This window comes from Halomonas sp. Y3 (assembly GCF_024137965.1).
Lineage (GTDB): Bacteria > Pseudomonadota > Gammaproteobacteria > Pseudomonadales > Halomonadaceae > Halomonas > Halomonas mongoliensis.
Map to the genome: position 1 here is coordinate 220,882 of NZ_CP099975.1, position 17,676 is coordinate 238,557.

At 63.2% G+C, this 17,676-nt stretch carries 10 protein-coding genes, 2 tRNA genes and 3 rRNA genes; 13 read left to right on the forward strand and 2 right to left on the reverse strand.

What is annotated here, in order from left to right; translation table 11 throughout:
* The first annotated feature begins 48 nt into the window (after positions 1-48).
* Together NHL60_RS01095 and NHL60_RS01100 are read left to right on the forward strand one after the other, a co-directional pair.
* Positions 49-1,086, forward strand: coding sequence for a type IV pilus twitching motility protein PilT (locus NHL60_RS01095; protein ID WP_253447869.1), 1,038 nt, complete (start codon positions 49-51; stop codon positions 1,084-1,086).
* A gap of 26 nt (positions 1,087-1,112) precedes the next feature.
* Positions 1,113-2,255, forward strand: coding sequence for a PilT/PilU family type 4a pilus ATPase (locus NHL60_RS01100; RefSeq protein WP_253447873.1), 1,143 nt, complete (start codon positions 1,113-1,115; stop codon positions 2,253-2,255).
* 19 nt (positions 2,256-2,274) lie between these two features.
* On the opposite strand, the gene NHL60_RS01105 is transcribed toward NHL60_RS01100, so the two are convergent.
* A complete protein-coding gene (locus tag NHL60_RS01105; RefSeq protein WP_253447875.1) occupies positions 2,275-3,414 on the reverse strand; it encodes an anhydro-N-acetylmuramic acid kinase in 1,140 nt (379 codons plus the stop codon).
* 115 nt (positions 3,415-3,529) lie between these two features.
* Between NHL60_RS01105 and tyrS the strand changes: the two genes are divergently transcribed.
* The 6 genes from tyrS to rrf all read left to right on the forward strand — a co-directional run bounded on the left by tyrS (position 3,530) and on the right by rrf (position 10,958).
* Positions 3,530-4,729 (forward strand): tyrosine--tRNA ligase, encoded by a 1,200-nt coding sequence (gene tyrS, locus NHL60_RS01110; RefSeq protein WP_253447878.1) that lies wholly within the window; start codon positions 3,530-3,532, stop codon positions 4,727-4,729.
* 804 nt (positions 4,730-5,533) lie between these two features.
* Positions 5,534-7,072: ribosomal RNA gene (locus NHL60_RS01115) — 16S ribosomal RNA — on the forward strand.
* A 95-nt stretch (positions 7,073-7,167) separates the two neighbouring features.
* Positions 7,168-7,244: transfer RNA gene (locus NHL60_RS01120), tRNA-Ile, on the forward strand.
* Positions 7,245-7,455: 211 nt separating this feature from the next.
* A tRNA-Ala gene (locus NHL60_RS01125) sits at positions 7,456-7,531 on the forward strand.
* Positions 7,532-7,874: 343 nt separating this feature from the next.
* Positions 7,875-10,763: ribosomal RNA gene (locus NHL60_RS01130) — 23S ribosomal RNA — on the forward strand.
* A gap of 79 nt (positions 10,764-10,842) precedes the next feature.
* Positions 10,843-10,958 (forward strand): 5S ribosomal RNA (rrf, locus tag NHL60_RS01135).
* Together the 16S, 23S and 5S rRNA genes with 2 tRNA genes alongside form the textbook arrangement of a ribosomal RNA operon.
* Positions 10,959-11,301: 343 nt before the next feature.
* On the opposite strand, the gene hisC is transcribed toward rrf, so the two are convergent.
* Positions 11,302-12,357: a histidinol-phosphate transaminase gene (gene hisC, locus NHL60_RS01140; protein ID WP_253447881.1), complete on the reverse strand. Its 1,056-nt coding sequence runs from the start codon at positions 12,355-12,357 to the stop codon at positions 11,302-11,304.
* Positions 12,358-12,482: 125 nt separating this feature from the next.
* Here hisC and NHL60_RS01145 point away from each other — a divergent pair, with 125 nt between their 5' ends.
* The 5 genes from NHL60_RS01145 (at position 12,483) to mnmH (ending at position 17,667) form a co-directional block, all read left to right on the forward strand.
* The gene (locus NHL60_RS01145) at positions 12,483-13,379 is read left to right on the forward strand and encodes an AEC family transporter (RefSeq protein WP_253447884.1); all 897 of its coding nucleotides are present in this window, start codon (positions 12,483-12,485) and stop codon (positions 13,377-13,379) included.
* 98 nt (positions 13,380-13,477) lie between these two features.
* The gene (locus tag NHL60_RS01150) at positions 13,478-13,927 is read left to right on the forward strand and encodes a copper resistance protein NlpE N-terminal domain-containing protein (protein WP_253447887.1); all 450 of its coding nucleotides are present in this window, start codon (positions 13,478-13,480) and stop codon (positions 13,925-13,927) included.
* A 104-nt stretch (positions 13,928-14,031) separates the two neighbouring features.
* Positions 14,032-15,411, forward strand: coding sequence for a DNA repair protein RadA (gene radA / locus NHL60_RS01155; RefSeq protein ID WP_253447889.1), 1,380 nt, complete (start codon positions 14,032-14,034; stop codon positions 15,409-15,411).
* 85 nt (positions 15,412-15,496) lie between these two features.
* Complete coding sequence (gene selD / locus NHL60_RS01160; RefSeq protein WP_253447891.1) at positions 15,497-16,534, forward strand: selenide, water dikinase SelD; 1,038 nt, start codon at positions 15,497-15,499, stop codon at positions 16,532-16,534.
* Positions 16,531-17,667 carry a tRNA 2-selenouridine(34) synthase MnmH gene (gene mnmH, locus NHL60_RS01165; RefSeq protein ID WP_253447894.1) on the forward strand — a complete coding sequence of 379 codons (1,137 nt, stop codon included), beginning with the start codon at positions 16,531-16,533 and terminating at the stop codon, positions 17,665-17,667. The genes selD and mnmH overlap by 4 nt, the downstream gene beginning before the upstream one ends.
* Positions 17,668-17,676 lie beyond the last annotated feature (9 nt).

The window sequence follows — 17,676 nt, forward strand, 5'->3', positions numbered from 1 at the left end:
CTGTTCATTACACGATGTCACCGGGGCTTCGGGAGCAAGGGAAAACAGATGGATATTACCGAACTGCTGGCATTTTCGGCAAAGCAGAAGGCCTCGGACCTGCACCTGTCGGCGGGGCTGCCGCCGATGATACGCGTCGACGGCGACATACGCCGCCTGAACGTGCCGGCCATGGAGGACCGTGAGGTCCGCAAGCTGATCTACGACATCATGGCCGACCGCCAGCGCCGTGACTACGAGGAGTTCTTCGAGACCGACTTCTCCTTCGAGGTGCCGGGGGTGTCGCGCTTCCGTGTCAACGTCTTCAACCACGCCCGTGGCGCGGGGGCGGTGTTCCGGACCATTCCCTCCGAGGTCCTGACCCTGGAAGATCTGGGGCTCGGGCAGGTGTTCCGCCAGCTCTCCATGCTGCCCCGGGGCCTGGTACTGGTGACCGGCCCCACCGGCTCGGGCAAGAGTACTACCCTGGCGGCGATGATCGACTACATCAACAGCAATCGCTACGAGCACATCCTGACTATCGAGGATCCGGTAGAATTCGTCCACCGCAGCAAGCGCTGCCTGATCAACCAGCGCGAGGTGCACCGCGACACCCACGGTTTTGCTCAGGCCCTGCGCAGCGCCCTGCGCGAGGACCCGGACGTGATCCTGGTGGGTGAGATGCGCGACCTGGAAACCATCCGCCTGGCGCTGACCGCAGCGGAGACCGGCCATCTGGTGTTCGGTACCCTGCACACCACCTCGGCGGCCAAGACCATCGACCGGATCATCGATGTCTTTCCGGGGGAGGAGAAGTCCATGGTGCGCTCCATGCTCTCCGAGTCGCTGCAGGCAGTGGTCTCGCAGTCCCTGCTCAAGCGCATCGGCGGCGGGCGAGTGGCTGCCCACGAGATACTGATCGCCACGGCGGCGGTACGCAACCTGGTTCGCGAGGACAAGGTGGCACAGATCTATTCGGCCATCCAGACCGGAGGGAGTCTCGGGATGCAGACTCTGGACGCTTCACTTGCCAAGTTGGTCGCCGATAATCTGGTGACCCGTGAGGAAGCTCAATCCAAGGCCAAGGGTGTTCTGCAGGCGCTCTGACAGGACAGTGACGAGGGGGCAGGGGAATGATGGCGAAGGAGTGGCTCTATCAGCTGCTGGACATCATGGTGCAGCAGGAGGCGTCGGATCTGCTGATCTCGGTCAATGCACCGCCGACGCTCAAGCGGGCCGGTCAGCTGATTCCCATGGGAGATCAGCGGCTTTCCGTGGAGCAGGTCAACGAGCTGGTCAATATCGCCATTCCCGTGGGCATGGCCGAGCGCTTTCAGCTGGAGCGCGAGGCCAACTTCGCGCTTAGCCTCAAGGACAGGGGGCGCTTTCGTGTCAGCGCCTTTCAGCAGCGCAACCAGAAGGCCATGGTGATTCGCCGAATCGCCTTCGAGATTCCTCACCTGGAGACGCTCGGGCTGCCGGGCGTGCTGGGCGAGCTGGCCAACCTCAAGCGCGGTCTGGTGTTCGTGGTGGGGGGGACCGGTACCGGCAAGTCGACCACCCTGGCCTCGATGATCCAGCAGCGTAACGAGACCCTGGGGGGCCATATCATCAGCGTCGAGGACCCCATCGAGTATGTGCATCCGCACAAGAAGGCGATCATCAACCAGCGTGAGGTAGGCATCGATACCGACTCCTTCGAGGTGGCGCTGAAGAACACCCTACGCCAGGCTCCTGACGTCGTGCTGATCGGCGAGATCCGGACCCGGGAAACCATGGAGCATGCCCTGACCTTTGCCGAGACCGGCCACCTCTGCCTGGCGACCCTGCATGCCAACAACGCCAACCAGGCACTGGACCGCATCATTCACTTCTTCCCCCACGAGCGCCACGAGCAGATCTGGCTGGACCTTTCCCTCAACCTGCGTGCCATCGTGGCCCAGCAGCTGCTGCCCACGGTGGACGGTGGCCGCTGTGCGGCCATCGAGATCCTGCTCAGGTCGCCACTGATCAGCGACCTGATCGGCAAGGGAGATGTCAGCGAGATCAAGCGGGTGATGGGGCGCTCCCGGGATCAGGGCATGCAGACCTTTGATCAGGCGCTCTACGACCTCTTTCGGGCGGGGAGGATCACCGAGGAGGTGGCGCTGGTGCACGCCGATTCGGCCAACGACCTGCGCATGATGATCAAGTACGGCGATGAGGGTAGCGAGGGGCTGGCCCAGGCGCGCAAGGCGGCGAGCCAGCTCTCGCTCAAGCGCGACGAGGACTTCTGATGTGGCGGCTGCCCCCGGCTCAGGGGGCGTAGACCCCGCCCAGCACTCGGGGGCCCGCCGCGCCGGTCACCGAGGAGAGGTTGCCCGGCAGGCCGCGCAGCCTTCGCCAGGCCAGCCAGGCGAAGGCGCCGGCCTCCAGCCAGTCGGCGGGCCAGCCCGAGTCGGCGCTTGAGACAAGCGTGGTGGTGGGCAGCCGGCGGGCCAGCCGGGCCAGCAGGTCGCGGTTGTGGGCGCCGCCGCCGCAGGGAATCAGTCGTGCGGGTTCGGGGGCCTGCAGCCGCTCCCGCGCCATCTCCACGGCCAGGGCCACGCTGGCTGCCGTCAGCTCGGCCAGGGTGGCCTGGACGTCCTCGGGACGCTCCCGTCCGCTCAGCCGTTTCGCAAGCCATTCCAGGTGAAAGAGCTCGCGGCCCGTGCTGCGCGGCGGGGGCAGGTGAAAGAAGGGCTCCGCCAGCAGCCGGCCGAGCAGGGCCGCGTCGACTCGCCCCGAAGCGGCCCAGGCGCCATCGGCGTCGAAGTGGCCGCCGCGGTGGCGTGCGTGCCAGGCGTCCAGCAGGGCGTTGGCGGGACCGGAGTCGAAACCCAGCGGTGACCGCGGGTCCTCGCGCGGTGGCAGCAGGGTCAGGTTGGCGAAGCCGCCCAGGTTGAGCACCAGCTGCCACTCTCCCTCCGCACGGAAGAGCGCCTGGTGGAAGGCCGGCGCCAGGGGTGCCGCCTGCCCCCCCGCGGCCAGATCCCTGCGCCGGAAGTCGGCCACCACGCAGAGCCCGGTGAGCTCGGCCAGCAGGCTGGGATTGTCCAGCTGCAGGGTGTAGGCGGGGCCGCCGGCGTGCCCCAGCGGGGCGTGTTCGATGGTCTGGCCGTGGCTGGCGATGGCCTCCACCGTCTCCCGGGGCGTGCCGCTGACTTCCAGCAGGGCCGCCACGGCATCTGCCTGCAGACGGCAGAAGAGATCCTCGGCGGCGGCGAGCTCCGCAAAGCTCGGACGCTCGGTGTGGCACAGCGCCCAAAGGGAGTCGCGCAGGGCGGCGGGCATGGGCTCGGCGTGGGTCGCCAGGAGGCGCGGGCGGCCGCTCTCCGAGGTGTCGTCCATTTCCACCAGGGCTGCGTCGATACCGTCCAGGCTGGTGCCGGACATCAGGCCAATATAAAGGGGCATGGCACTCTCTCGGGTCGTTGGTGCGTCACTGCAGGGCGTCGACTCATGCTACCATTCTGCCCCATTCGATGGTCCCGGCCGGGGCCCGGCAACCGTACACGTGGAGTAGGAGATGATGAGCGACGTGGCTAGCGCACTGGCGCTGCTCAAGCGAGGCACACAGGAGATCCTGCTGGAAGAGGAGCTGATCAAGAAGCTGGAGTCCGGGCGCAAGCTGCGGATCAAGGCGGGTTTCGACCCCACCGCCCCCGACCTGCACCTGGGCCACAGCGTGCTGCTGACCAAGATGCGTCAGTTCCAGGACCTCGGCCACCAGATCATCTTCCTGATCGGCGACTTCACCGGGCGCATCGGTGACCCCACCGGCAAGAACGTCACCCGCAAGCCGCTCACCGAGGAGGAGGTCCGTGCCAACGCCCAGACCTACAAGGAGCAGGTGTTCAAGATCCTGGACCCCGAGAAGACCGAGGTGCGCTTCAACTCCGAGTGGTTCGGCGAGCTCAACGCCGCCCGCATGATCGAACTGGCCGCCCAGAGCACGGTGGCGCGCATGCTCGAGCGGGACGACTTCGACAAGCGCTACAAGTCCGGGCAGCCGATCTCCATCCACGAGTTCCTCTATCCGCTGGTGCAGGGGTACGACTCCGTAGCGCTTGAAGCCGACATCGAGATGGGCGGCACCGACCAGAAGTTCAACCTGCTGATGGGGCGCGAAATCCAGAAGCATTACGGCATGGAGCCCCAGGTAGTCATTACCATGCCGCTGCTCGAGGGGCTGGACGGCGTGCAGAAGATGTCCAAGTCGCTGGGCAACTATGTGGGAGTGGATGAGGCCCCGGGCGCCATGTTCAACAAGCTGGTCTCCATGCCTGACAGCCTGATGTGGCGCTACTTCGAGCTGCTCTCGCTGAAGTCCAACGAGGAGATCGAGTCGCTCAAGCGCGACGTTGAGGCCGGCGCCAACCCCCGCGACATCAAGATGGTCCTGGCCCGTGAGCTGATCGGCCGCTATCACGGCGAGGAGGCCGCGGCCAATGCGCATCGCTCTGCGGGCAATCAGCTGGCCGAGGGTGAGCTCCCCGAGGACCTGCCCGAGGTGGAAGTGGACTTCGAAGGCAGCGAGCAGGCGCCCATTGCCGCGGTGCTCAACCGCTCCGGCCTGGCCAATAACAGCGCTCAGGCCAAGGACATGCTGGGCAACGGCCGGGTCAAGGTAGACGGCGAAGTGGTCGAGCGGGACCATATGTTGACGACCGGCAAGAGCTACGTGATCCAAGCGGGCAAGAAGCGCTACGCCCGGGTGACTCTCAAGTAGTGGGCCATCGGCTACCCGACATCAGCTGTAGTTGATAGATGCTGCGCCCGCTTCATGCGGGCGCAGCCGTTTCCAGGCTCCGCTCTTCTTTATTTGGCGCTGCTCCAGGGGTGACTCGAGATCTATTCACAACCCTGGGCCGCCGGGGCGCTGTGGGCAGTTTCGGGGCGCGCTGACTCGAAAGCTTCGCCTTTCCGCCACCGTTCTGAAACTTTTTTACCGGAAGGGCTTGCAGGGCCCCGGGGAAAACCGTAAAGTACGCATCCGCTGCCGGTGACCAGCAAGGTTGCAGGCGGTAACAGGTGGTAGAAGTGATTGATCTGTCTGAGTTTTTTGAAACGCTTCGAAAAACTTTCAGTTGACAATCACTGCAGATTCGCTAGAATGTGCGCCACTAAGTCTACGGGGCTCGCTGAGGGCTCTATTCGCAGACGCCTCGGCAGGATGAGGCGGGCTGTCAGCGGAAGCCGGTCGGGATGCAGCGCATCGCCAACCACCGCTTGACACGCTGAAGCGAATCGGTAGAATACGCCTTCCTCGCAGGGCGCTGACGGCAGGCGGAGAGCTCAAGAGAGCCTACTCCGGTCGACAGCACAGCGAGACGCTTCACTCCACAGGGTTCGCCCGAGAGTTCGAAGCCGCTCTTTAACAATCGATCAGGTAATTCATGTGGGCGCTTGTCGATGAGTTCGGTGACCAGTCACAGAACCATCAAGGCAAGCGACTCGTCAAGACCTCCGGGTCTTTTGAGAAACGTTTGAACCTTGAGCCAAGTTTGGTGCGCTTAATGCACTATATGATCTTAAACTGAAGAGTTTGATCATGGCTCAGATTGAACGCTGGCGGCAGGCCTAACACATGCAAGTCGAGCGGAAACGATGGAAGCTTGCTTCCAGGCGTCGAGCGGCGGACGGGTGAGTAATGCATGGGAATCTGCCCGATAGTGGGGGATAACCTGGGGAAACCCAGGCTAATACCGCATACGTCCTACGGGAGAAAGCAGGGGATCTTCGGACCTTGCGCTATCGGATGAGCCCATGTCGGATTAGCTTGTTGGTGAGGTAATGGCTCACCAAGGCGACGATCCGTAGCTGGTCTGAGAGGATGATCAGCCACATCGGGACTGAGACACGGCCCGAACTCCTACGGGAGGCAGCAGTGGGGAATATTGGACAATGGGCGAAAGCCTGATCCAGCCATGCCGCGTGTGTGAAGAAGGCCCTCGGGTTGTAAAGCACTTTCAGTGGGGAAGAAAGCCTTGGGATTAATACTCCCGAGGAAGGACATCACCCACAGAAGAAGCACCGGCTAACTCCGTGCCAGCAGCCGCGGTAATACGGAGGGTGCGAGCGTTAATCGGAATTACTGGGCGTAAAGCGCGCGTAGGCGGTCTGATAAGCCGGTTGTGAAAGCCCCGGGCTCAACCTGGGAACGGCATCCGGAACTGTCAGGCTAGAGTGCAGGAGAGGAAGGTAGAATTCCCGGTGTAGCGGTGAAATGCGTAGAGATCGGGAGGAATACCAGTGGCGAAGGCGGCCTTCTGGACTGACACTGACGCTGAGGTGCGAAAGCGTGGGTAGCAAACAGGATTAGATACCCTGGTAGTCCACGCCGTAAACGATGTCGACTAGCCGTTGGGGTCCTTGAGACCTTTGTGGCGCAGTTAACGCGATAAGTCGACCGCCTGGGGAGTACGGCCGCAAGGTTAAAACTCAAATGAATTGACGGGGGCCCGCACAAGCGGTGGAGCATGTGGTTTAATTCGATGCAACGCGAAGAACCTTACCTACCCTTGACATCGAGAGAACTTGGCAGAGATGCCTTGGTGCCTTCGGGAACTCTCAGACAGGTGCTGCATGGCTGTCGTCAGCTCGTGTTGTGAAATGTTGGGTTAAGTCCCGTAACGAGCGCAACCCTTGTCCTTATTTGCCAGCGCGTAATGGCGGGAACTCTAAGGAGACTGCCGGTGACAAACCGGAGGAAGGTGGGGACGACGTCAAGTCATCATGGCCCTTACGGGTAGGGCTACACACGTGCTACAATGGACGGTACAAAGGGTTGCAAAGCCGCGAGGTGGAGCTAATCCCATAAAGCTGTTCTCAGTCCGGATCGGAGTCTGCAACTCGACTCCGTGAAGTCGGAATCGCTAGTAATCGTGAATCAGAATGTCACGGTGAATACGTTCCCGGGCCTTGTACACACCGCCCGTCACACCATGGGAGTGGACTGCACCAGAAGTGGTTAGCCTAACTTCGGAGGGCGATCACCACGGTGTGGTTCATGACTGGGGTGAAGTCGTAACAAGGTAGCCGTAGGGGAACCTGCGGCTGGATCACCTCCTTATCGACGACGTCACCGACTCGCGACAAGTGCTCACAATGAATTACCTGATCGACCAGAGCAAAAGACTGTTTGGGTATAGGCCCAGCGTGACCAATGGGTCTGTAGCTCAGTTGGTTAGAGCGCACCCCTGATAAGGGTGAGGTCGGCAGTTCAAATCTGCCCAGACCCACCATTCTCTGAACGGCCGGGTAGCTCAGTTGGTTAGAGCGCACCCCCAGAAGTTCTGTAAAGAGAAGGGTGAGGTCGCGAGGTTTATTCAAATCTGCCCAGACCCACCAAATTTTATCCAGTCCTGCGTTATTTTGTGACTCGCATAGCAGGCTATGCATCGCCACAAAATGCCTTGGCCTGAATAAAATTACCCAGAAGTATCGGGTATCAGTGGGGCCATAGCTCAGCTGGGAGAGCGCCTGCCTTGCACGCAGGAGGTCAGCGGTTCGATCCCGCTTGGCTCCACCACTTTCTTCGGAAAGTATTGAGGAGCTCAGCTAGAAGAGCGCCTGCCGGCACTAGGAGGTCGCGCCGGGGTCGCGCTCGACTTCGAGCGAAACGTCGCACCGCCCGCTTGGCTCCACCATCGTCTCCCCTGCAGCAGTCTTACCTGATCGGATCCGCAGTCATAAGCCAGCATCTCTGCAAAAAATGTCAGGTTTATGACTGTCGATTGACAGTCGCTCTTTAACAATGTGAATCATGCTGACAAACGTTCCTTCTGGAGTGATCCAGAAGAAACAAGTGATACGTCTCAAGCGTATCCGGCAATGTCGTACGTTATCGCAGACCAGACCCTTTGGGGTTATATGGTCAAGCGATTAAGCGCACACGGTGGATGCCTAGGCAGCCAGAGGCGATGAAAGACGTGGAAGCCTGCGATAAGGCTCGGCGAGGTGGCAAACAACCTGTGACCCGGGCATCTCTGAATGGGGAAACCCACCCAGCACAAGCTGGGTATCCCGCACTGAATACATAGGTGTCGGGAGGCGAACCAGGGGAACTGAAACATCTAAGTACCCTGAGGAAAAGAAATCAACCGAGATTCCCCCAGTAGCGGCGAGCGAACGGGGACCAGCCCTTAAGCATGTGACTGATTAGGCGAACGCGCTGGGAAGCGCGGCCATAGTGGGTGATAGCCCCGTAGTCGAAAATCTGATCATGTGAAATCGAGTAGGTCGGGGCACGTGAAACCTTGACTGAACATGGGGGGACCATCCTCCAAGGCTAAATACTCCTGGCTGACCGATAGTGAACCAGTACCGTGAGGGAAAGGCGAAAAGAACCCCGGAGAGGGGAGTGAAATAGATCCTGAAACCGTGTGCGTACAAGCAGTGGGAGCAGACTCGTTCTGTGACCGCGTACCTTTTGTATAATGGGTCAGCGACTTATTTTCAGTGGCGAGCTTAACCGTATAGGGGAGGCGTAGGGAAACCGAGTCTTAACTGGGCGACCAGTCGCTGGGAATAGACCCGAAACCGGGCGATCTATCCATGAGCAGGTTGAAGGTTGAGTAACATCAACTGGAGGACCGAACCAGGATCTGTTGAAAAAGATTTGGATGACTTGTGGATCGGAGTGAAAGGCTAATCAAGCCCGGAGATAGCTGGTTCTCCTCGAAAGCTATTTAGGTAGCGCCTCACGTATCACCGCCGGGGGTAGAGCACTGTTTCGGCTAGGGGGTCATCCCGACTTACCAACCCGAGGCAAACTCCGAATACCGGTGAGTGCAAGCGTGGGAGACACACAGCGGGTGCTAACGTCCGTTGTGAAAAGGGAAACAACCCAGACCGTCAGCTAAGGTCCCCAAATCCTGGTTAAGTGGGAAACGATGTGGGAAGGCTCAGACAGCTAGGAGGTTGGCTTAGAAGCAGCCATCCTTTAAAGAAAGCGTAATAGCTCACTAGTCGAGTCGGCCTGCGCGGAAGATGTAACGGGGCTCAAACCAGGTACCGAAGCTACGGGTTCGTCGAATGACGAGCGGTAGAGGAGCGTCGTGTAAGCCGATGAAGGTGAGTCGAGAGGCTTGCTGGAGGTATCACGAGTGCGAATGCTGACATGAGTAACGACAAGGGGAGTGAAAAACTCCCCCGCCGGAAGACCAAGGGTTTCTGTTCGACGCTAATCGGAGCAGAGTGAGTCGGCCCCTAAGGCGAGGCCGAAAGGCGTAGTCGATGGGAAACGGGTCAATATTCCCGTACCTCACTGTATTGCGATGGGGGGACGAAGAAGGCTAGGTGAGCCAGGCGTTGGTTGTCCTGGTGAAAGCCAGTAGGCTGGGATCTCAGGCAAATCCGGGATCCTAAGGCCGAGAGGCGAGACGAACTGACTACGGTCAGGAAGTCATCGATGCCACGCTTCCAGGAAAAGCCTCTAAGCTTCAGATACAGTGAGACCGTACCCCAAACCGACACAGGTGGTCAGGTAGAGAATACCAAGGCGCTTGAGAGAACTCGGGTGAAGGAACTAGGCAAAATGGTGCCGTAACTTCGGGAGAAGGCACGCCGCATTAGTGTGAAGGCCCTCGCGGTCGGAGCACGAAGCGGTCGAAGATACCAGGTGGCTGCAACTGTTTATTAAAAACACAGCACTCTGCAAACGCGTAAGCGGACGTATAGGGTGTGACGCCTGCCCGGTGCCGGAAGGTTAATTGATGGTGTTAGCGCAAGCGAAGCTCCTGATCGAAGCCCCGGTAAACGGCGGCCGTAACTATAACGGTCCTAAGGTAGCGAAATTCCTTGTCGGGTAAGTTCCGACCTGCACGAATGGCGTAATGATGGCCACGCTGTCTCCACCCGAGACTCAGTGAAATTGAAATCGCAGTGAAGATGCTGTGTACCCGCGGCTAGACGGAAAGACCCCGTGAACCTTTACTATAGCTTCACACTGGACGCTGATGTTGCTTGTGTAGGATAGCTGGGAGGCTTTGAAACCCGGACGCCAGTTCGGGTGGAGCCAACCTTGAAATACCAGCCTGGCATCATTGGCGTTCTAACTCAGGTCCGTTATCCGGATCGAGGACCGTGTGTGGTGGGTAGTTTGACTGGGGCGGTCTCCTCCCAAAGCGTAACGGAGGAGCACGAAGGTACCCTCAGCACGGTTGGAAATCGTGCATTGAGTGCAAGAGCATAAGGGTGCTTGACTGCGAGACAGACACGTCGAGCAGGTACGAAAGTAGGTTCTAGTGATCCGGTGGTTCTGTATGGAAGGGCCATCGCTCAACGGATAAAAGGTACTCCGGGGATAACAGGCTGATACCGCCCAAGAGTTCACATCGACGGCGGTGTTTGGCACCTCGATGTCGGCTCATCACATCCTGGGGCTGAAGTCGGTCCCAAGGGTATGGCTGTTCGCCATTTAAAGTGGTACGCGAGCTGGGTTTAGAACGTCGTGAGACAGTTCGGTCCCTATCTGCCGTGGGCGTTGGAAGTTTGAGAAGAGCTGCTCCTAGTACGAGAGGACCGGAGTGGACGCACCTCTGGTGTTCCGGTTGTCACGCCAGTGGCATTGCCGGGTAGCTATGTGCGGACAGGATAACCGCTGAAAGCATCTAAGCGGGAAGCCCCCTTCAAGATGAGACTTCCCTGAGGCCTCGAGCCTCCTGAAGGGCCCAGCGAGACCAGCTGGTTGATAGGTCGGATGTGGAAGCGCTGCAAGGCGTTGAGCTAACCGATACTAATGGCCCGTGAGGCTTGACCATATAACACCCAAGGGGTCTGTCGATAACAGACGACGCCGGGTACGCGAGACGTATCTCAGCATGATTCACACCCTTTTCGCCTGACGACCATAGCGTGCGTGAACCACCTGATCCCATGCCGAACTCAGCAGTGAAACCGCTCAGCGCCGATGGTAGTGTGGGGTCTCCCCATGTGAGAGTAGGTCATCGTCAGGCACTTATACAGAAAAACCCCGATCATCGTGAGATGGTCGGGGTTTTTCGCATGGCGGCAGCGTGACGAGCTAGGCTTCTCTCCATTGATCCCGCCTGTCGGGAACAGGCGGAAACCGCGTCAGCGGGCCCGTAGGGCGAGACTCAGGATGAGGCGAGTCGAGTCGCGGAGTGCCGGCCCCCGGAGCCCGGCGCGATCATCGTCAGGCACTTATACCGAGAAAACCCCGAGCATTCAGATGTTCGGGGTTTTTTCGTGGCCATTCGGCGGGTACCTATTCAGAAAAGCCCCGATCATCGTGAGGTGGTCGGGGCTTTTTGCGTCTGGCGACGCGGTCGCTGTCGGTCAGCGGCAGATTGCCTCCAGGGCCTCCATCAGGCTGTCCATCTCATCCTCGGTGCCGATCGTGATGCGCAGGTAGTCGCGCAGGGCCTCGGTGTTGAAGTGGCGTACCAGGATGCCGCGCTCGCGCAGGCCGACAAACAGCTGGGCCGCATCGTGTTCCGGGTGGCTGACCAGCACGAAATTGGTCCGGGAGGGCAGTACCTCAAAGCCCAGCTTCTCGAGCCTGCCGCGGGTGCGTTCGCGGGTGGTGATCACCTTCTCGCGACACGCCTCGAAGTGCTCCCTGTCCTCCAGGGCGGCGATGGCCACGGCGCTGGCCAGGCTGTCGATAGGGTAGGAGTTGAAGGAGTCCTTGACCCGGTTCAGCCCCTCGATCAGCTCTCGGGAGCCCACCGCATAGCCCAGTCGCAGGCCGGCCAGGCTGCGGGACTTGGAGAAGGTGCCGGTCACCAGCAGGTTGGGGAAGCGAGCCACCAGGGAAGTGGCGCTTTCGCCGCCGAAGTCCACGTAGGCCTCGTCCACCAGCACCACGGACTCCGTGACGCGACCCAGCAGCGCCTCGATGGCGTCGCGGCCATGGCCGTGCCCGGTGGGGGCGTTGGGGTTGGCGAAGATCGCCCCGCCGCTGCCGGCCGAGAAGGCGTTCAGGTCCACCTCATGGCTAGCCGTGAGGGGGAGGGCGCGGCGCTCGATGCCATAGAGCCGGCAGTAGACGGGATAGAAGCTGTAGGTGATCTCGGGCATCTCCAGCGGCTTCTCCTGACAGAAGAAGGCCTGGAAGGCCAGCGCCAGCACCTCGTCGGAGCCGTTGCCGACGAATACCTGCTCGGCCTCGACGCCGAACTCCAGGGCCAGGGCCTCGCGCAGGGCGCGGGATTCCGGGTCCGGATAGAGGCGCAGGTGGTCGGTGCGGAATTCGCGCAGTACGGCACCCACGCCGGGGGCCGGCGGGTAGGGGTTCTCGTTGGTATTCAGCTTGATCAGGCGCTCGCGGGGCTGCTCACCGGGGACATAGGGCGTCAGCTCGCGCACCCTGGGGCTCCAGAACTTGCTCATGTTGGCTCGCTTCGTTGGCAAGGGACAGGACTCGGCTCATGTTGACCTGCCCGCGGCAGCCGTGCAAGCCGGCACCGTGCTAGTCTGTGGAGCGCTTGCATAGATTCGAATCCACTGGAATCCCCATGACCGCCCAGATTCTTGCCACCCTGCTGCCGGTATTCCTGATCGCCGGCTGCGGCACCCTCTACGGCCGCTTCCGGACGCCGGACATTCGCAGCATCAATACGCTCAACATGGAGCTGTTCGTGCCGATGCTTGTCTTCGCCGTGCTGGCCGACGGCGAGGCGCCCCTGGAGGAGTATGTGGGCCTGGCGCTCGGGGGCGCGGTGATCGTGGTGGGCTCCGGCGTGCTGCTCTGGCCGCTGGTGAAGTGGCTGAAGCTCAACCCGAAGACCTTCCTGCCGCCGATGATGTTCAACAACTCCGGCAACATGGGGATACCGCTGCTGCTGCTGGCCTTCGGCGAGGCGGCGCTGCCCGCCGCTGTGGTCCTCTTCATCGTCGAGATGCTGCTGCACTTCTCGCTGGGGCTCTGGATGCTCAGCCCTGGCACGCCGCTGTGGCGCATCCTGCGCATGCCCATCGTGCTGGCCAGCATCGCCGGCCTGGCCGTCAACCTGGCCGGTGTCGGCCTGCCGGGCTGGCTGCTGGAGGCGTTGCATATGCTGGGTGGCGTCTGTATTCCGCTGCTGCTCTTTGCCCTCGGGGTGCGGATGCTCGACATCGACTTCGGCGACTGGAAGACCGGGGTGCTGGGGGCGCTGCTCTGCCCGCTCTCGGGGCTGGTGCTGGCCGTCCCGCTGATCTGGCTGCTGGGCCTTTCCGGCCTCCAGGCGGCGGCGCTGTGGGTCTTTGCCGCCCTGCCGCCGGCGGTACTCAACTACCTGGTCGCCGAACAGTACCGCCAGGAGCCCCACAAGGTGGCCTCCCTGGTGCTGATCGGCAACCTGGGGGCGTTGGTGGTGATGCCGGTGGTGCTGGCCCTGGTCTTTGGCCACGTCCATCCGGCGGCGGGCTGAAAGCCAGGCAGGCTGTCCGCCGCTGGCATGAGAGGTTATGCTGTCAGACAGGCCGCCGTGAATGACGGTGTCATTGCCCACTGCTCAGGAGGACACACATGCAAATCAGGACCTTGCTCGCGGGATCGGCCATGCTGGCACTGCTGGCCGGCTGTGCCGCCGGACCGACTCCCGGGCCCAGTGCGCCTGGACCCTATGTTGCGGAAGAACGCTATCAGGGTACCCTGCCGTGCCGCAACTGTGACGGTATCGACCTGGATGTGGTCATGCAGGGTAGCGAGCAGAGCCAGCCGGAGGAGCGGACCTTTACCCTTCAGGCCTCCTATCGTGCCCATCCCCAGAACCCGCCCGATGAGAATTACGCCGGCAACTGGGAGGTGCTCAGCGGCACCGCGACCGACCCGGACGCAACCGTCTACGAACTGACGCCGGACGGCGAGGGGCAGATCTACTACTTCCTGCGCTTGGACGAGCAGACCCTGGAGCTGATCGACCCCCAGCGTCGCCGCTTCCAGAACAGCGAGATGCTGCAGCTGCAGCGTCGCTGATCCACTGCGGTCAGGGACGAACCCCGGGGCGGCCATGGTGCCGCCCCGGGTGTTTGCGGGCTGCTAGAATGCCCCTCCAGCCAGGATCCGGGAGTCGAAACACCATGGCCAAGGCAAAGAGCGCCTTCGTCTGCACCGAGTGCGGTGCCGAGTACCGCAAGTGGCAGGGGCAGTGCACCAGCTGCCAGGAGTGGAACACCCTGAGCGAGGTTCGCCTGGCCGCCGCGCGGCCCGGTGCCGGGAGCACAGGCGCCGGCGGTGGGCGCAGCGGCTATGCCGGGGCCCTGACGCGGGAGGTGGTGGACCTCGCCAATGTGGATCTCTCCGAGGTGCCGAGGCTCTCCTCCACCTTCGGCGAGTTCGACCGGGTGCTGGGGGGCGGGCTGGTGCCGGGGTCGGCGGTGCTGCTGGGGGGACACCCCGGCGCCGGCAAGTCGACCCTGCTGCTGCAGACCGCCTGCAAGCTGGCCCAGTCCCGCCGGGTGCTCTATGTCACCGGTGAGGAGTCGCTCTCCCAGGTGGCGATGCGCGCCCACCGCCTCCAGCTGCCGGTCCAGGGGCTCAAGATGCTGGCCGAGACCAGCGTCGAGACCGTGCTCGCCGTGGCCGAGCGGGAGCGCCCCGAGATACTGGTGATCGACTCCATCCAGACCATGCACCTGGAGGACATCGCCTCGGCGCCGGGGGGCGTGGCTCAGGTCCGCGAGTCCGCCGCGGCCCTGACCCGCTTCGCCAAGCAGAGCAACACCGTGCTGCTGCTGGTGGGCCATGTGACCAAGGATGGCACCCTGGCCGGCCCCAAGGTGCTCGAGCACATGATCGACGCCTCCCTGCTGCTGGAGGGAGGGGCCGACTCGCGCTTTCGCACCCTGCGTGGGCAGAAGAACCGCTTCGGCGCGGTCAATGAGCTGGGGGTCTTCGCCATGCTCGAGCACGGTCTCAAGGAGGTGAAGAACCCCAGCGCCATCTTCCTCTCCCGGGCCGAGGAGCAGTCGCCGGGCAGCCTGGTGATGGTGGTCTGGGAGGGCACACGGCCGATTCTCGTCGAGGTGCAGGCGCTGCTCGACGACTCGGCGCTGGGCAACCCCCGGCGGGTCGCCGTGGGTCTCGATCCCAATCGCCTGGCCATGCTGCTGGCGGTGCTGCACCGCCACGGTGGGCTCTTCACCGGCGACCAGGATGTCTTCCTCAACGTGGTGGGCGGGGTCAAGGTGCTGGAGACCAGTGCCGACCTGGCCGTGCTGCTGGCGGTGGTCTCCAGCCTGCAGAGCCGGCCGCTGCCCCGGGAGCTGGTGGTGTTCGGCGAGGTGGGGCTTTCCGGCGAGATCCGCCCGGTGCCCAGCGGCCAGGAGCGCATCGTCGAGGCGGCCAAGCACGGCTTTACCCGCGCCATCGTGCCTCGCGGAAATGCACCCAAGTCATCGCCTCCCGGCATGGAGGTGGTCGCCGTGGACAAGCTCGCCGATGCGCTGGAGGCACTCTAGCTGCCGGGCCGAGCCCTTAACCAGCGGTCGTGTCCGGCCCGATCTGCAGAGTAGAATAGTCCCACCGTTTGCCAAGGAGATCCCGATGAGTGCCATTCGCCTGACCCAGTACAGCCACGGCGCCGGCTGTGGCTGCAAGATCGCCCCCGACGTGCTCGACGGCATCCTGGCCAAGGCCGGCCCGGGCGCCTCCCACTCGCGGCTGATCGTCGGCAACCAGGGGCGCGAGGACGCCGCCGTCTACGACCTGGGCGACGGTCGCGGCATGATCGCCACCACCGACTTCTTCATGCCCATCGTCGACGACCCCTTCGACTTCGGGCGCATCGCCGCCACCAATGCCATCAGCGACGTCTTCGCCATGGGCGGCACCCCGGTGATGGCGCTGGGGATTCTTGGCTGGCCCCTGGACAAGCTGCCCGCGGAGGTGGCCGGGGACGTCCTGGCCGGCGCCCAGGCGGTATGCCGTGAGCTCGGCCTGGCCCTGGCCGGTGGCCACTCCATCGACGCCCCGGAGCCGATCTTCGGCCTGGCGGTCAACGGCCTGGTGGAACTCGACCACCTCAAGCTCAACAAGGGGGCGAAGCCGGGGGACCTGCTGTTCCTGACCAAGCCGCTGGGGGTGGGCATGCTCACCACCGCCGAGAAGAAGGGGCTGCTGGCGGCGGGCCACCAGAGCCTGGCCCGGGAGACCATGCTCAAGTCCAACCGCATCGGCGTGGACCTGGCCAGGGTGGCCGGCGTTCACGCCATGACCGATGTGACCGGCTTCGGCCTGGCCGGGCACCTGGCCGAGGTGTGTGCGGCCAGCGGCGTGGCGGCCCGCATCGACTTTCGACGTCTGCCGCGGCTGGCCGAGGCCGAGGCCTACCGCCGCCAGGGCGCGGTGCCAGGCGGTACCCTGCGTAACCGTCAGGCCCTGGGCGAGAGTCTGCCCGAGATGGACGAGGTCCACTGGCAGTGGCTCTGTGACCCTCAGACCTCCGGCGGCCTGCTGCTCTCGGTGGACCCGGCCTGGGAAGATGACGTGGAGCGCATCGGCCGCGATCACGGTATCGAGCTGGTTCCCTTCGGTGAAGTGGTCAAGGCCGAGGGGCCGGCGCTGATCGAGGTCATCGGATGAGCGAACTGCCGCTGGTGGCCCCCGACCTTGCGCTGCTGGGCGAGGAGCGGGTGCTGATCGATGTCCGCGCGCCGGTGGAGTTTGCCCAGGGCGCGCTGCCCGGTGCGGTGAATCTGCCGCTGATGGAGGACGAGGAGCGCCGCCTGGTCGGCATCGAGTACAAGCAGCGCGGCCAGCAGGCCGCCATCGAGCTCGGCCAGCGGCTGGTCAGCGGCGACATCAAGGCGGCCCGGGTGAACGCCTGGCTGGAGGCCCTGGAAGCGCACCCCGAGGCCATCGTCTACTGCTTTCGCGGCGGCCTGCGCTCGCAGATCGCCCAGCAGTGGATCCAGGAAGCCGGCGTTACTCGGCCGCGCATTCGCGGCGGCTGGAAGGCGATGCGCCAGGCGCTGTGCGCGCGCATCGACGCCGCCGCCGACCAGCCCCTGCTGGTGGTGGGGGGGCTGACCGGCTGTGCCAAGACCGCGCTGATACAGGCCCTGGACAACGGCCTGGACCTGGAGGGCTGTGCCCGGCACAAGGGCTCGGCCTTCGGCCGCCATCCGCTGCCGGCCCCTAGCCAGATCGACTTCGAGCACGCCATGGGGCTGAGGCTGCTCGACCTGCCTGGCCCCGTCGTGGTGGAGGACGAGTCGCGACATATCGGCGCTGCCAACATCCCGCTGACCTTCTGGCGTGCCATGGAGCAGGCGCCGCGGCTGCGCGTGGAGATGCCCCTGGACTGGCGCCTGGCGCAGATCCACAAGGACTACATCGACGATCTCTGGGAAGTCTATCGCCACCAGTGCGGCGAGTGGCTGGGCTGGGCGCTGATGCGCAAGCAGCTCGCCGGCGCTCTGGGGCGGCTGCGCAAGCGCCTGGGCAGCGCCCGGCTGGCGCGGCTGCAGCGCCTGCAGCAGCTCGCCTTCCGCGAGCACGAGCGCGGCAACCGCCAGGCCCACGAGGCGTGGCTGGCACCGCTGCTTACCGAGTACTACGACCCCATGTACCGCTACCAGCTCGAACGCCACCCGGAGCAGCACTTCCTCCACGTGGGTGACTGGGAGAGCTGCCTGGCCGCTGCCCGGGAGTGGAGTGCTGCCCAGGCGGCAGAAGGTTCGGCGGCGGGCGCCCGGGTCGGGGCCGCCGGGTGAACCTGGATT